This window comes from Lacipirellula sp. (assembly GCF_965279485.1).
In the GTDB taxonomy this organism is placed as follows: domain Bacteria; phylum Planctomycetota; class Planctomycetia; order Pirellulales; family Lacipirellulaceae; genus Lacipirellula.
Window position 1 is genome coordinate 1,790,817 of the sequence record NZ_CBDIIC010000002.1, and the last position, 14,316, is coordinate 1,805,132.

Below are 14,316 nucleotides of genomic sequence, written 5' to 3' on the forward strand. Positions count from 1 at the left end.
CCGGAATGGGAACTCACCCCCGGGCGGAGCCCGGGGCTAGGGGCGTGGCAACGCTCTGCGAGCATTCTAAAAATCACCGACGAGCAACTCGTCCGCGCGCGACCAGAGCCGTTGGTACACGCCGTAGGCCAAGCCGTTGCGGCCGCTGTCGTAGGGATCGTTGGCGTTCGGCGTGTTGCGTTGAGCCCATGTCCGATTCGTGCTTTCAATCGACTCGCTGATATAGCGGACGCTACCGTCGACCATCGCGAAGTTCACGCCGCCGGGGTGCATGCTGGCGGCGGCGCGACGAATGGTGGCGTTGGGCGCCGAATTCGGAGGGTTCATCGACGCGACTCCCTCGTTGATCATGCGATTCGAACCGGCCCGCGAGCCGTACCAACGTTTGCGGCCGACGAACTCGCCAATTCCTTCGTCGCTGAACGAAACGTCCCACGCCGATTCGGTAACGAGAATCGTGTATGTCGTCCCGTCGACGATTTCCTTGAGTCGCTTCGAGGAGCGCGTCGTGCCAGCGACGGTGGGATGGCGATGCCGCATGAAGATGCCATTGGCCAGATCGTCGCCCTGCTCGTTGTAATGACTGTTGTCGAACGAACCGCCGTTGCCGGAGTAGCTGGTGGTGGCCATCTCCACGACCTCGCCGGCGCCGCCGCCCGGCGTGCGCGAAACTGGGGGCGCCCCGTCGGTCGGGCACAAGAAAAAGGGCAGCGGCGTTTTGATCACCGCAGCGTTGCGCGTCTGTGCGGGGGTCGTCGGGTTCTCGACGCAGCAAAGGTCGTTGAAGTCGAGTTGACTAAAGGCGGCGCCTTGCTCCATTTGGGGCAAAATCTTCGCTCCCCACGACCAGCCCGTGCCGTTGTCATCGCTAGTCGCGTTGGCCCACACGTGGCCGACGGGGAATTCGTTGTGCGAGTCATGGTAGACTTGCGTGCCCAAAGCAATTTGCTTGAGATTGTTGAGGCAGGTCGAACGCCGCGCAGCTTCTCGCGCCGCTTGCACGGCGGGAAGCAGCAGCGCGACGAGCACGCCGATGATTGCGATCACCACGAGCAACTCGACGAGCGTGAAGCCGGGACGTGAACGGTTAAGCGTTGAGCTGGGGGAGGAGCTCATTTTCGATTCCTCGGAGTGTTCGTAAGCGTACATGCCGTGAGCACGCACTGACGAACCGGCCAAGCACTTTCCGGGCCAAGGGGACCGATTTCAGACGATGCGAGCGTTTGCCCTAGGAATGCCGGCTTGATTGGGCGAGATGCGATCGCTTAATGCCGGAATCGCTGCACATATCAGCGAGTGCGCCTTGGCATTTCACGAGCAGGCAGCGTATTTGACGGCAACTCACGGAGCAGCGATCAAAATACCAGGCCGCGGTAGCCGTGGAACTCAATATCGAGATGCGCCGCAATCTCCGCCGCTAGCGTTTCGACGGCAGGCGAACGGCCCGAGCCCACGCTGCCGAAGGTGACGAGTTCCCATTGGTGGAAATCGTCACTGATCATCAACGCCTGTCCGGCGGTTTGCCCGCGGACGAACGGGCCGACGATGCGAATCGTCAGCGCGTCGCCGGGGCGGATAAATCGCTCGCGGGTCCAAACCTTCCTCCCCAGCAGACAGTAGGCCGCGCTCAGCGAGCGCGCGTTCGCATCGACGGTGCATTCGACGTGGTGAAACAGCGCCAAGAAGATGGCAACGTTGATTCCGAGCCACAGGAGGGTGAGTCCGCAGACGGCGAATGGCGTCGCGCGTTCGGGCTGAGTGACGAGCACGCCAACGAGCATCGCCGTCGTCGCGGCAAGGACAACGCCGAAGGTCGCCCAGTGCCAGCGAGTCGTCTCGAAGCGATTGACGCTGAAATGAAAGCGGCCAGGCGCCGACTGTTCGAGCATGAGCCAATCAGGATCGTTCATCGTGGCGCTGACTCCACGGCTTCGGTCGAGTGCAACGGAGTCGCGCCGGCCTCCGTGAACGGTTGCTCATCCGATGTACCGACCGCTGACTTGCGCAGCAGGCGATAGCCGGTAGAGCGGACGACGAGCAGCGCGCCGAGCAGAATGGCGGTCGGCAGGACGCTGATGACGGGGCCAAAGGCGATCATGATCCAACTGGCGAGATCGTAGTTGGCTCCAAAAGAAAGCGCAATCCCCAGGACGTACGCGACGAGCAGCACGAGTACACAACTTCGGCCGATCGGTGCGGGGCGCAAGGCGGCGAATGACGCGCAGACGGCGTTCGTCGCGAAGGCCATGAAGCCGAGGGCGTTTCCCGCGATCGTGCCGCCGCTCGCGCCCAGCGAGTCTCGCGATGACCGAATCAGCGTGAGGACGACGGCTGTCCCTGCCGTGAGGAGCAGAATATAAAGAATGGAGAACTGCGACTTCGGGGCAACGGGTGAATCAAGCTCGAACGCCGGGAGCAAGACCCACCGCCGACGAAGCACCATGAAGGTGGCGCTGAAGAGGGCCAAAGCGACGGCTACCCCAAACGCTTGTAAGACGACGTCGCTCGCCTCTCCTCGTTCGTCGCTGCCAGATAACAACCGCAACAGCGCATCCACCGTTACCGTCGCCGCGGTGATGTAGATAACTCCGACGACGCCGAAGAGGAGTCGCACGACGAGCGAAGCATTGCCGAGGCCGATCCAAAACGCGAGCGTCAGCATCACCCCCGCAGGCGGGGTGTACACGGCCCACATTAGCGGCATCCACGCCATCTCCGATGGAATCAACGCGCTGAGGACCGGAACGGCGCAACTCGCCATCAGCGTTACGACGAGCCAACAGATGCGCCGCTCGGGATCTTGGCAGGCGGGAGGCGCAGCGCTCAAGGGTTGTTCGTTATCCATGCGTTGCCGGCGGGGCGAGTTACGCGATGCTCGGCGAGCGCCATCGCCGCCAACCCGCAAAGATAGCGAACAAAGCTGCCACGAGCGCGATGCCGAACGACGCCGGCTCGGGAACCACGCGAATGTCGTCGAGGATCATTCCCGCCTGGTTCGTGCCGCGCGAGACGAACAAGCGGTTGGGGCTCAACGATGCTTCGCTGTAGAAGCGAATCGGGTCGACGTTCGCCTTCAGACCGTCGAAGTAAGCGTCGTAGGTTTTCGTCGAGTAGTCGAGGTCGAGTCGGATGTGGATCCATTGATCGGCCTGCCAAGTGAACCCGGAATCGACCCAGACCGCGGAGCCGGCGCTCGCGCTGCCGAAATCAATGTGCCTAGCAACAATGCCTCCGTAAAAGGGGGGCGAGCCAGGGGCCGTCGTCACGCCGAAGCGGATCGCGGCGGCGCGGACCCGATTTTCGTCGGAGATGCCGATGAATACGTTGCCTTGCCGCTCACCGATCGTCTTCCCATTCCCCATCGGCGCGCCCGAAGGATCGGCGCCCGCGCCGGAGGTGAGCGGTCGCGCCCAATAGTCGATCGTCACCTTGGAATTGGCGATCAGCGACGCGAAGACGTTCTCGGCGAAGTATCCGGTGACGTCGGTGCTCGTGTCGGGCTTGGCGACGAGGAGCGCTTGGTTCCCGCTGCGAACGGGGCCGGCGGGATTGAGGCCGGCGGCGGCGAGTTCGGCCGAGATCTCAGCGGCCGTTTGCACACGCGGCATCTGGCCTGCTCCGACCCAATCACCTTGAAAGAGCACGGAGCCAGTAACGTAGCCGAAGGGGTTGGTCGCCTCGGTTGGACTGCCGGCGGGCTCGAAGCCGGTCGACAGGCCGGGGGGAATCGGCGACGCCGCCATGGCGAGCGGCATGAAACTCGATGCCAAGAGACTGCAAGCGAGCAAGCAGATCAATCGTGACACGACCATGGAGCGTTTCCTCAAGTGAGAGCGTGCGTGTGCGCGGATAGTGATTGGCGTTGAGACGAGAGTGGCGAAAGCGGACCACGCAGGGTTCGAAATCTTGCTGCCGCGAGTTCTGGATGATGATAGCGTTAGCTGGGGCGTTTGGGGACCAATTTTTCGATTGGGTTTGGGTTTGTGGACCTTGAACGTGAATTGGCGGGAAGTCTGGGCGAGTCGGCGCCGCCGGCTGGTCGCTGAAGCGACTCAGCCCGATGGTTGCTGGGTGGGGGAGAAATTTTTTCTCGGGGCGTCGATTCAGAGGGGGCTCGCTCGACTACTGGGTGAAGGGGCGAGAGTCGCCCTGCTGATTTCACCTTTATTCGCAGGAGTCTTCCGATGATTGCCACGCCGACTGCCGCTGTTGTTTCCGTTGACGCTGGGTTAAGCCGGGCTGTGGAGCCGCTAGCGAATTTCATTTGTGCGGCGGATCGGCCGCATGAGGCGCTGCGTACCGCGCTGCGGACGTTGCTCGACGAGGTACAACGGACGAATTCGACGGCCAGTCGCTACCTGAGCGGGCAGGCGGGGGTTTGCTAGACTCTTCGGTTTGGCAGTTGGAATCCGGAAAGCGAAACGAGTTGATTGTGTGCCACTGCTGGCTCGTCCAGCAGTGGGCGCCGAGTACCCGCTTCGCACTGCTGGACAAGCCAGCAGTGGCACCCGTTCGAAGAATCATTGAGCAGCATGCATTCGCAAACGATCGAAATGGCGACACGGTTGTGGGAGTACATGGCCGCGGGTCGCGAGCACGCACCATGCGAAGCGATCGTCGTCTGCTGCTCGTACGATCTGCGCGTTGCCGACTACGCTTGCGAGTTGTTCCGTCGAGGCATCGCGCCGCAGCTGATCATCACCGGCAACACGGGCAACTGGACGAAGCATTTGTGGAGCATTCCCGAGGCTGAGGTATTTCGGGAGCGGGTGATCGCGAACGGCGTCGACCCCGCAGCGATTCGGCTTGAAACTGAAGCGACGAACTTCGGCGAGAATATTTCGTGCGTCCGGCGGCTCGTTCCGGAACTTCGCCGCGCGGTTTTTCTCACGAAGCCGAACTCGGTACTGCGGGTGCAACTCACGTTGCCGGTGCAGTGGCCCGAAATGCAAGGGATGGTCGACGCCCCGGCGATTCGCTTTCCCGACGAGGTGAGCAACGTCGTCGGCATCCTGGGCGTGATCGACGAAATGGTCGGCGACGTTGACCGCATTTTGCGTTACCCGCAACATGGGTATCAGACGGCGCACAACCTCCCGGCGGAGATCATCGCGGCGTGGGAGTATCTGAAATCGCAAGGCTTCACGAACCATCTCGTGCGGTAGTCGGCAGATGCGTCATCGCGCGGGTCGGCGGGTAAGTGAGACGCGCTCTCGCCGTTGCGCACCGCCCTCTCGCGTTGCATTGCTGGGGCCGTTGCGGGGGCTTATGCTCAAAGGACCGGCGACGCTCAACGGAGGTCGCTTTTGAGATTCTTGGTCCAGGATCGCCGCGCGGCGATTGCATCATGTTGAAGTCCGGATCGTGGTGGAGCGGGGCGATCGTCCTCGCGTGCGGAGTCTCTCTCTCGCTGGTCGCGGCGAGCATCGCTCACGCGGCGGAGGTCGAGGGAATCGTCGACGTCAAACCGGCGGATGGACCGGCGGTCGAAGTCGACGGCAAGTTCATGGTTCCCTACACCCAGACGATTCCGGGGACCAACGTCAAGTTCGAGATGATCCCGATTCCGGGGGGCGAGTTTCTGCTCGGCAGCCCCGACGGCGAAGCCGACCGCAGCGACGACGAAGGGCCGCAGGTCCGCGTGAAGGTCGCGCCGTTCTGGATCGGCAAGCATGAAGTGACGTGGGCCGAGTACCAGTCGTACATGAAGATGTACAACGCCTTCAAGCAATTGCAGACGCTGGCGGCCAATCGGGCAACCGACCCCGGCAAAGATGAAAACGCCGAGGGCTGGGAACTGATCGAAGGGCACGCCTGGAAGGGCGACGTCGATAATCACGGCGTCGACGGGGTGACCTGCCCGACGCCCCTCTACATGCCCGACCACACCTACATGGCGGGCGACCAGCCGAATCAGCCGGCGGTGACGATGACGCACTATTCGGCGCGGCAGTTCACGAAGTGGCTGAGCCGGCTCACCGGTGAGGACTATCGCCTCCCCAGCGAAGCGGAGTGGGAATACGCCGCTCGCGGCGGGACCGACACGCCCTACTCGTTCGGCGACGACGCCGGCAAGGTGGAGAACTACGGCTGGCTCGACGACAACGCTGATTACGAAACGCATCCGGTCGGCTCGAAGGCCGCCAATCCGTGGGGCTTGTTCGACATCCACGGCAACGTCGCCGAGTGGACGCTCGACGGCTATGCCGAGGACCGCTATGAGAAGCTGGGCGAACAGGCGAAGGATGGCGAAGCGATCGACGCCTGGGCCACAGTCAACTGGCCGACCGAACTCTACCCGCGGGTGATTCGCGGCGGCTCGTGGCTCGACACGGCCGACCGGCTGCGGAGCGCGGCTCGGCACAAGTCGGAAGAAGAGGATTGGAAAATGTCTGACCCGAATCTGCCGAAGAGCCCGTGGTGGTATACTGAGGAAGCAGCGATGGGCGTCGGCATGCGGCTGGTTCGTCCGTACGCGCCGCTGACCGACGAAGACAAAAAGCGGGTCTGGGAGATCGACGTCGAAGACTTGGCGGGCGACGTGAAGGCCCGGCTGAAAGAAGGCCGCGGGGCGCTCGGCAACGCCGACGCGACGCTGCCGCAGGCGATCGAGGCTTCGACGAAGATTAGCAGCGGGAAGTAAACCTCGTAGAACTCGTTTCCACGCTCCGCGTAGGAACGTTGAGGGAATGGAGTGACACCTTTGGCTCCTCAGCGGAGACACTAGGTAGCGGCAATTCGGTTACAATTCCTCTCCCCTGACGGAGAGGTTTGGCGAGGGGCTTTTCGGTTCACACTCGATCGAGCTTGGATGCATCGGGAATCCCTCCCCTCGCCCCTCCCTTCGAGGGAGGGAAAAGATGCAAAATCACTTATCCATTTTTGGAGGCGAGCATGTCTGACCAAAGCAACCAAAACCTTCCGGCCGACAATTCTCGGCGGCAGTTCATGAAGGGCGCTGCAGCGATCGCCGCCGGCGGCGCCGTGCTGGGGCTTAATCAGCGGATCGCCCGCTCGGCTCACATCAGCGGCAGCGATGAAATCAAGATCGGCTTGATCGGTTGCGGCGGTCGCGGTCGCGGTGCGGCGACCCAGGCGCTTGAGACTAAGGGCAAGGTTACGCTGTGGGCGGCTTGCGATGCGTTCGCCGACAACCTGCAGAACACGGTCTACGGCATCAACGAAGACGTGAAGAAGGGCCAGGAGAAGAAGGACTCGCTCTTTGTCGATAGCGTCGTTGATTGCCCCGCGGAGCGGCAGTTCGTCGGGTTCGACGGCTTCCAGAAGGTAATCGACAGCGGCGTCGACCTGGTGATTCTCGCCACGCCGCCAGGCTTCCGTCCGCAGCATTTTGAAGCCGCGGTCAACGCCGGCAAGCATATTTTCATGGAGAAGCCGGTCGCCGTCGACGCCCCGGGCGTACGCCGCGTGCTGGCCGCCAACGAGATTGCCAAAGAGAAGAACCTGATGGTGGCCGTCGGCCTGCAACGCCATCACGAACCGAAGTACATCGAAACGATCCAACGGTTGCAAGACGGCGCGATCGGCGACATCCTGGCCACTCGCGTCTACTGGAACAGCGGCGGCCTGTGGATGCGTCCGCGCAAGCCGGAGATGACCGAGATGGAGTACCAGATGCGGAACTGGTACTATTTCAACTGGCTGTGCGGCGATCACATCGTCGAGCAGCACATTCACAACCTCGACGTCAGCAACTGGCTGAAGGGCGCCCACCCGGCCGAAGCAGGCGGCATGGGCGGCCGGCAAGTTCGCACCGGCAAGGACTACGGCGAGATCTTCGATCATCACGCCGTTGAGTACACCTACCCCGACGGCACGAAGATGTACAGCCAGTGCCGCCACATCGACGGCTGTTGGTCGTCGGTGAGCGAGCATGCTCACGGCACCAAGGGGACGGCCGACATCAGCGGCTTCACCATCAACGCCAACGGCGAGAAGCGGTGGAAGAGCGACAAGGAAGCGGTGAACGGCTGGCACAACGAGCACCACGACCTGTTTGCGGCGCTTCGCCAGGGCGACATCTACAACGAAGGCGACAACGGCGCCAACGCCACGATGACCGCCATCATGGGCCGCATGGCGACCTACTCCGGCAAGGTGCTGAAGTGGGAAGAAGCGCTTAACTCGACGGTCGACCTGTCGCCGAAGAAGTACGCCTTCGACGCCGACCCGCCAGTGATGCCGGGCAAGGACGGTTTTTATGCCATCGCTATCCCCGGCGTGACCGACGTGCTGAACGGCTAAGCAGCAAAACCAGAGCTGACCGCCAGCCCCAACGGGGCGAAAGGTAATAGCCAGGGGCGTTAGCCCCTGGTAAGCATCCGAATTGAAACCGAAGCCCTGAAGGGGCGACACATCCGTCGCTCCTTCAGGGCTTTTTTCATGGACGCTCGGTTCTCATCATTTGCAAGGACTCTTCAGATGCGAGCACTTCTCATTCTCCTCGGAGTGATCACGTTGATGACGAATGCCGCAGCTGGCCAACCGCTTCCGCCCGCGGAACTTCCATCGCACCCTACCCTGCCCGATCCGCTCGTGATGCAAGACGGCACGCGCGTCGCCTCCGCCGCGGAGTGGCGGCAAGCGCGGCGGCCGGAACTGCTGGAGTTGTTCGAAACCTACGTCTACGGTCGCGTTCCGCAGGGGCCAGCTTACGATTCGCAAACGCCGCTCGCGCATCGCGTGTTGTTTGAAGACCGCCGCGCGTTCGACGGCATCGGCACGTTGCGCGAGGTCGAGTTAATGATCGGCTCGCCAGATTGGCCGAAGATTTACCTGCTGATCGCGACGCCGAACGATGTGCCGCGGGCGCCCTGCTTCGTGGGGATGAACTTCGCCGGCAACCATCAGCTGACCGACGACCCGCGGGTGCGACTGCCGGACGGTTGGATGCCCGATCGACATCCGGGCGTCGTCGGCAATCGCGCCACCGATGCGGGCCGCGGTGGGCAAGCCGACGATTGGCCGCTCGCGGAGATCGTGCGGCGCGGCTATGCCGTCGCGGCCTTCTACTGCGGCGACATTCAGCCTGATCGCCCCGGCGTGCGTGAGGGGATGCGGGCGACGCTCGCGGCCGACGGCGAAGCCGATCCCACGGAGACGGCGACTGTCATGTGGTGGGCATGGGGCATTCAGCAGGCCGTCGACTACTTGCGCACCGATCCGGCGATCGATCCCGATCGCATCGCGGTCGTCGGACACTCGCGGCTCGGCAAGACGGCGCTGCTTGCCGGCGCCCTCGACGAGCGGATCGCGCTGACCGTCGCCAACCAGGCGGGCTGCGGCGGCAGCGGGCCGAGCCGGCACGACGATCCGAAGGCGGAGACGGTGAAGATTATCACCGAGAAGTTTCCGCACTGGTTCGCGGGCAACTTCACGAAGTTCGGCGACGATCCGTCGCGGTTGCCGGTCGATCAGAACTGCCTGGTGGCCATGTGCGCGCCGCGGCCGGTGCTGTTCACCGCGGCTGCCGATGATTTGTGGGCCAACCCGTCGGGCCAGTTCGAAGTGCTACAAGCGGCATCGCCGACGTACGAACTGCTCGGCGTCGACGGCTTGAAAGCGGACGCGATGCCTGCCGCCGATGCGCCGCTGCTAGGCGACGGCCGGCTTGGCTACTGGATCCGCAGCGGCAAGCATGCAATGACGCCGGACGACTGGAAGATTTACATGGACTTCGCGGATCGGTGGCTGAAGTAGGAAATGAATCGCTTCTACATCAAGCTCGGCGTGGTCGCGTTCCTCGGAGCGGCGCTCGTCATGCTCGCCGCTCGCCAGCAGACGCCTCCCCGAGCGACGCGGGCCGAAGTCGACGACATGCTGCACAACTACTTCGCAGTCGACGGGAAGTCGCTAGCGATCGTCGACGCCGACGTCGGATTCTGGACCGAGGTTCCCAACTCGCTCCACATGAGAGTGCAAACAGATCGCGAGAGCGGGGAACGATTGGCCTCGCAACTCGCCTCGCGCGCTGCAGTGGCCTACACGGGCTCCGTACCCGTCGAACCATCATTGGACGAAGACGACGAATGGGAGATTTATCGAATCGCGAGGTCGATCTATCCCTATCCGCTTGAGAGGTGGAACGTGAACGCTTGCGACCATTTCGGCACGCATGACGACCAGCGTTGGGCCTGGCGCGTTGACCCCGCTACGGATACGGCGGAGTTCTACTTGGCTTGTGACGCGGACGAAGCAGAGCCGTTGATGAAGCCCATTTTGCAGCGAGGCGCGCCAACGAAACCGTACGATTCGTCGTCGATGCCGTCGCAAGCGAAGGCCCTCTACCTACTGCGCGGCTTGGAGAGCGCAGAGTAATTGCCGCGGAGCGGCGGGGGAAGCGTTCCCACGCAGAGCGTGGGAACGAGGAATCGGCGTTGGAGACGCCTCCCACAAGGGAACGGAAGCCCGACCTACTTGATCTCCAGCTTCTCGGCCGCTTCCGCCTCCGGCGAGTGCTTCTTCACCATCAGGTGCTCTTTCATCAGCTCTTTGAGCACGCCTTGGACGGCGTCGGCCGGCAGGGCGTACGATTCGGTCCGTCCCGCGCGAGCGATGTTGAAGCCGACCACATGGCCGTCGAGGTCGACCACTGGGCCGCCGCAATCGGCGGGACGCAACACCGTGTCGTGCTGGAACGCGAGCGGGAAGCCGAAGCGGCGGACGCTCAGCTTGCCGCCGAGGTTGTTCTGGAACTCGCTGCGGCCCATCGGCAGGCCGGGGAAGTCGCCGGTCAGCGTCGCGTGAAGCTTCACCTCTTCGCCAGAGCGATCGATCACCAGTTCCACTTCATCGCCCGGATTGAACGACGCGATCACTTCTTTCAGCTTCTCGCGGCTGGCGACCTTCTTTCCGTTCACTTGGACGATCAAATCGTCGGGTTCGATGCCGGCCTCTTCGGCCGCGGTGTCGGGGAAGACTTGCACGATGCGGGCTTCGACTTCGTCGATCTGCACGCCCAGCACGCCGGCTTGCGAAGGGATCACCCGCGGCGGCACGCTCACGACGCCGACGGCGACGGGATCTTTCGAGTGGCCGGTGCTCGCGAGCCATGAGCCGACCTTCGGCGAACCGTTGGCCGCGTTCAAATCGAGAGCCGGTAGGTTCGTGGCATCGACCTTGAGCAGCGCCAAGTCATGCTCGCCGCTCTCGGCGACCGTCGTGGCCGGCAGCTTTCGGCCATCGGCGAGTTCGACCGTCAGCTTGCCGCAGAGGGGCGTGGCTTTCGTGACGATCCAGCCGTCGGGGCTGATGACGCCGCCGAGGGCGCTTTGCTTGCCGTCGCATTGAATCGAAACAGTCGCGGCAACGACGTCCTTCACGACGTCGCGGAACGCCGAGCGAACTTGCGGGCCGTCGGTCAGGCGCCAACGGGGCACGAACAACCGCTCCATGCCGAAGGAGCCTTCAGAAGACTCGTCGTCCGAGTCGCGACGTTCGCGTTTGGGCGCGGGCTCGTCAGCGTGCGCCGGCGCACTTGGTGCGAGCGTCGACCAGCCAGCGGCGAGCAGAAGGGCAATCCGTCCGCTCCATCGCACGCGATTCAGCAACGTCTTCATCTGTTCCTCTGCTCCGTTACCGCCGCCCCGTGATTCCCTGATCTATCATAACTGGCAGGCGACCGCAAAGTTTTTCTTACAAACCGGCAACAATCCGCCGCCAGGTGCTACTCATCGCCGCCAAGCCGGACGGCAATCTCCAGCGTCTTCCCTGCACGGTCGATCTCCAGCTTCAAACGATCGCCAGGCTGCTTGTGGAAGACGATCCGCTGCAGCTCGTCGAACGTGCTGATCGGCCGCCCGTCGATCGCGGTGATGACGTCGCCGACCTTAATGCCCGCCGATTCCGCCGGCAGGCCGGGGAAAATGGCGGTGATCACGCAGTTGCCCGACTCCGCACTACCGCGGACGCCGAGCAGCGGCTTGGCGTTCGGATCGTCGTCGTAGTGGCCGCCCCAGACGTCGCCTTCGACGAGGCGGTCCCAATCCTTATTGAAGCAGGTGACCGGCACGTGGAAGTTGTGGGTGACCATCGGCCCGATGCTGCTGTGGATGCCAACGACTTCGCCCTTCATGTCGAACAGCGGGCCACCCGAATCGCCGCCGACGAGTTCGCAGTCGGTGCAGAGCAGCCCTTCGTCGCGGAACAACACCCGGCCAAAGCGCACCGGCGGGGCGCGGTCTTTGACGATGCCGCCCGGCTGGCCGATCGTGACAACCCATTGGCCGGGATCGAGCGCGGGCCCCGTGCTAACGGGAATGAACGGCAGGTCGTCCGGCGGCTCGTCAATTTGCATCATGCCGGCGTCGACTTCGTGGTTGGCGCCAAGCGACGTGCCGCGGAGGCGGCGACCATCGGGAAGTTGGACCCAACCGCGGCGGCCGGCGCGGCCGACCACGTGAGCGGCGGTGAGGACGAGCCCTTCTTTATTGACGATGACTCCGCTGCCGGCGGCGCCGCGGATCTCGACCGCGACGGTCGCGGGCATCACGCGGTCGATCACCTTCAGTAGCTGATCTTGAATGAGCTTCAGTTCGGCGGCGTTCGTCGGAGCGCGGGCCGACAGCACTTTCGCAGTGTCAGCCGTCGGTTCCAGCGAGACGGGCGACGCGGATTGGGCTGCTAGCGGTTGGACGATGGCGGCGCTCAGGACGAGCGACAACAGCGAGCGAACGAATGAAAGTCGTTTCATAGAAGTCCGGCGTGCAACGGCGAGGGGCGTGCAGGGGCGGGGTTGTGGTAATTGTCGCAATGGTCCCATCGGGGGGCAATGTCGGGACTGGGTAAGCCGTGCGGGCGAAATTTTGCCTCGTCCCCTTTGATGCTTAACACCGCTCAACAGCCGAGGGCTCGCCAGCTTCGGGTCGGCAAAATGCTCCCCAACGAACGCCTCTAATACGCACGCCGGCGGCGATTGGCCTGAAGTTCCCCAGAAATCTCGTCGAACACCTGTACATGCGCGCTTGATTCATGCACTAACGTATACTACCATCAGGAGATAAGTCCGCTGGCACGGAACCCGCGGCGATTCCCTTCCTTCCTCCCATCGGCTGGAACTGCCATGTCACTCGACCAACTCACCACTCGGCAGCGGGAAGTCTACGACTTCATCAAGGAGAAAATTCGCGGCCGCGGCTACGGTCCGACCGTGCGGGAAATCGGCGAGTATTTCGAGATCAGTTCGCCGAACGGCGTCATGTGCCATTTGAAGGCGCTGGAGAAGAAGGGGATCATCACCCGCGAGCCGAACATGTCGCGGGCGATCCAAATGACCGACGCCGGCCGTGACGATGGCTTCCCGCTCGTCGGCCAAGTAGCGGCCGGCAATCTGACCGAAGCGATCGAGCAAGCCGAGCGGCTGAACCTCGACGAATTCTTCCCCGCGAAGAAGAACAGCTTCGCGCTGCGGGTGAAGGGGGAGTCGATGATCGAAGCGCAAATCGCCGACGGCGACATCGTCATCTGCCGTAAGACGAAGACGGCCCACAAGGGCGACATCGTCGTCGCGCTGACTGAAGAAGGCGAAGCGACGCTGAAGTATTGGTACCCCGAGGCGAACCGCATTCGGCTGCAGCCGGCGAATTCTTCGATGAAGCCGATTTACGTGCGCGACGTGCAGGTATTGGGCGTGGTGACGGGGGTGATTCGCAAGGTAGGTTGAGCGCCAACCACACCCACATCACGGCTCGTGGTACACTAATGCCATGGAAACTCCCTCCTCTCCATTAACTTCAGCCGTCGAAAACCTCCTTGCTCAGCATGGAGGGCCGCTCTCGATCAACGGAACGCATGGCGACTATGTCGTCATGCGTTCTGACGTTTACGAGCAGATGCTGGGACTCAGCGAAGCGGGTGAGGCTGAGACTCTGGCTGCCGTCAAGCGTGGGCTGGCCGATCTCGACGCGGGGCGCACTGTGCCGCTGGACGAGGCGATGAAGGAGCTTCGTTCCCGCCATGGGGCGTAGCGTTCGCCTTACCGCCGAGGCCGTCAACAATCTGGCTGCGATCCGCGACTACATTCGCGCGGACTCATCCGCTAACGCGGAGCGGTGGCTGGAAAGAATCAACGCCAAGATACTTTCCATTTCTGCAGCACCGCTGAAATGCGAGATGGCGTACCCGGCGTCTCTTGTTGGCCGCGATGTGCGACGAACTTTGCTCGGCGTCTATGTGATCCTTCACGTTCTGGAGGATGATGATCTGGTCGTCGTTGCAGTACGCCATGCAGCCAGACGACCGCTCTCCGCCGGAGAGGTAATGCGGTTGCGGTAGCGTTCGATCAATCGCGAACGAATG

General features: G+C 62.9%; 15 protein-coding genes. 9 read left to right on the plus strand and 6 right to left on the minus strand.

The window, feature by feature from the left end; genetic code table 11:
• Positions 1-66 precede the first annotated feature (66 nt).
• The 4 genes from ACQY7R_RS14785 to ACQY7R_RS14800 all read right to left on the minus strand — a co-directional run bounded on the left by ACQY7R_RS14785 (position 67) and on the right by ACQY7R_RS14800 (position 3,755).
• Entirely contained in the window at positions 67-1,116 is a 1,050-nt protein-coding gene (locus ACQY7R_RS14785) for a DUF1559 domain-containing protein (protein WP_428306363.1), read from the minus strand.
• A gap of 239 nt (positions 1,117-1,355) precedes the next feature.
• Positions 1,356-1,910 (minus strand): hypothetical protein, encoded by a 555-nt coding sequence (locus ACQY7R_RS14790; protein WP_428306364.1) that lies wholly within the window; start codon positions 1,908-1,910, stop codon positions 1,356-1,358.
• Positions 1,907-2,845, minus strand: a complete 939-nt coding sequence (locus ACQY7R_RS14795; protein WP_428306365.1) for a hypothetical protein — start codon at positions 2,843-2,845, stop codon at positions 1,907-1,909. The genes ACQY7R_RS14790 and ACQY7R_RS14795 overlap by 4 nt, the downstream gene beginning before the upstream one ends.
• A 19-nt stretch (positions 2,846-2,864) precedes the next feature.
• On the minus strand, positions 2,865-3,755 hold the full coding sequence (locus tag ACQY7R_RS14800; protein WP_428306366.1) for a hypothetical protein: 891 nt from the start codon (positions 3,753-3,755) through the stop codon (positions 2,865-2,867).
• Between the two features lie 429 nt (positions 3,756-4,184).
• On the opposite strand from ACQY7R_RS14800, the gene ACQY7R_RS14805 reads away from it, so the two are divergent.
• From ACQY7R_RS14805 to ACQY7R_RS14830, 6 genes are all read left to right on the plus strand, one after another.
• Positions 4,185-4,385 (plus strand): hypothetical protein, encoded by a 201-nt coding sequence (locus tag ACQY7R_RS14805; protein WP_152100777.1) that lies wholly within the window; start codon positions 4,185-4,187, stop codon positions 4,383-4,385.
• A gap of 147 nt (positions 4,386-4,532) precedes the next feature.
• Positions 4,533-5,165, plus strand: a complete 633-nt coding sequence (locus ACQY7R_RS14810) for a YdcF family protein (protein ID WP_428306367.1) — start codon at positions 4,533-4,535, stop codon at positions 5,163-5,165.
• A gap of 182 nt (positions 5,166-5,347) precedes the next feature.
• A complete protein-coding gene (locus tag ACQY7R_RS14815) occupies positions 5,348-6,643 on the plus strand; it encodes a formylglycine-generating enzyme family protein (protein WP_428306368.1) in 1,296 nt (431 codons plus the stop codon).
• A gap of 251 nt (positions 6,644-6,894) precedes the next feature.
• Entirely contained in the window at positions 6,895-8,265 is a 1,371-nt protein-coding gene (locus ACQY7R_RS14820; RefSeq protein WP_428306369.1) for a Gfo/Idh/MocA family protein, read from the plus strand.
• 177 nt (positions 8,266-8,442) lie between these two features.
• Positions 8,443-9,720: an acetylxylan esterase gene (locus ACQY7R_RS14825; RefSeq protein WP_428306370.1), complete on the plus strand. Its 1,278-nt coding sequence runs from the start codon at positions 8,443-8,445 to the stop codon at positions 9,718-9,720.
• Positions 9,721-9,723: 3 nt separating this feature from the next.
• On the plus strand, positions 9,724-10,338 hold the full coding sequence (locus ACQY7R_RS14830) for a hypothetical protein (RefSeq protein ID WP_428306371.1): 615 nt from the start codon (positions 9,724-9,726) through the stop codon (positions 10,336-10,338).
• A 95-nt stretch (positions 10,339-10,433) separates the two neighbouring features.
• Here ACQY7R_RS14830 and ACQY7R_RS14835 read toward each other — a convergent pair whose 3' ends face one another.
• Both ACQY7R_RS14835 and ACQY7R_RS14840 read right to left on the minus strand, forming a co-directional pair.
• The gene (locus ACQY7R_RS14835) at positions 10,434-11,579 is read right to left on the minus strand and encodes a S1C family serine protease (protein WP_428306372.1); all 1,146 of its coding nucleotides are present in this window, start codon (positions 11,577-11,579) and stop codon (positions 10,434-10,436) included.
• 107 nt (positions 11,580-11,686) lie between these two features.
• Complete coding sequence (locus ACQY7R_RS14840; RefSeq protein ID WP_428306373.1) at positions 11,687-12,712, minus strand: S1C family serine protease; 1,026 nt, start codon at positions 12,710-12,712, stop codon at positions 11,687-11,689.
• 369 nt (positions 12,713-13,081) lie between these two features.
• Between ACQY7R_RS14840 and lexA the strand changes: the two genes are divergently transcribed.
• The 3 genes from lexA to ACQY7R_RS14855 are packed head-to-tail and all read left to right on the plus strand — an operon-like array spanning position 13,082 to position 14,292.
• A complete protein-coding gene (lexA, locus tag ACQY7R_RS14845) occupies positions 13,082-13,681 on the plus strand; it encodes a transcriptional repressor LexA (protein WP_152100785.1) in 600 nt (199 codons plus the stop codon).
• Between the two features lie 43 nt (positions 13,682-13,724).
• Positions 13,725-13,985 (plus strand): hypothetical protein, encoded by a 261-nt coding sequence (locus ACQY7R_RS14850; protein ID WP_428306374.1) that lies wholly within the window; start codon positions 13,725-13,727, stop codon positions 13,983-13,985.
• A complete protein-coding gene (locus ACQY7R_RS14855) occupies positions 13,975-14,292 on the plus strand; it encodes a type II toxin-antitoxin system RelE/ParE family toxin (RefSeq protein ID WP_428306375.1) in 318 nt (105 codons plus the stop codon). Before ACQY7R_RS14850 ends, ACQY7R_RS14855 begins: the two co-directional genes overlap by 11 nt.
• Positions 14,293-14,316 lie beyond the last annotated feature (24 nt).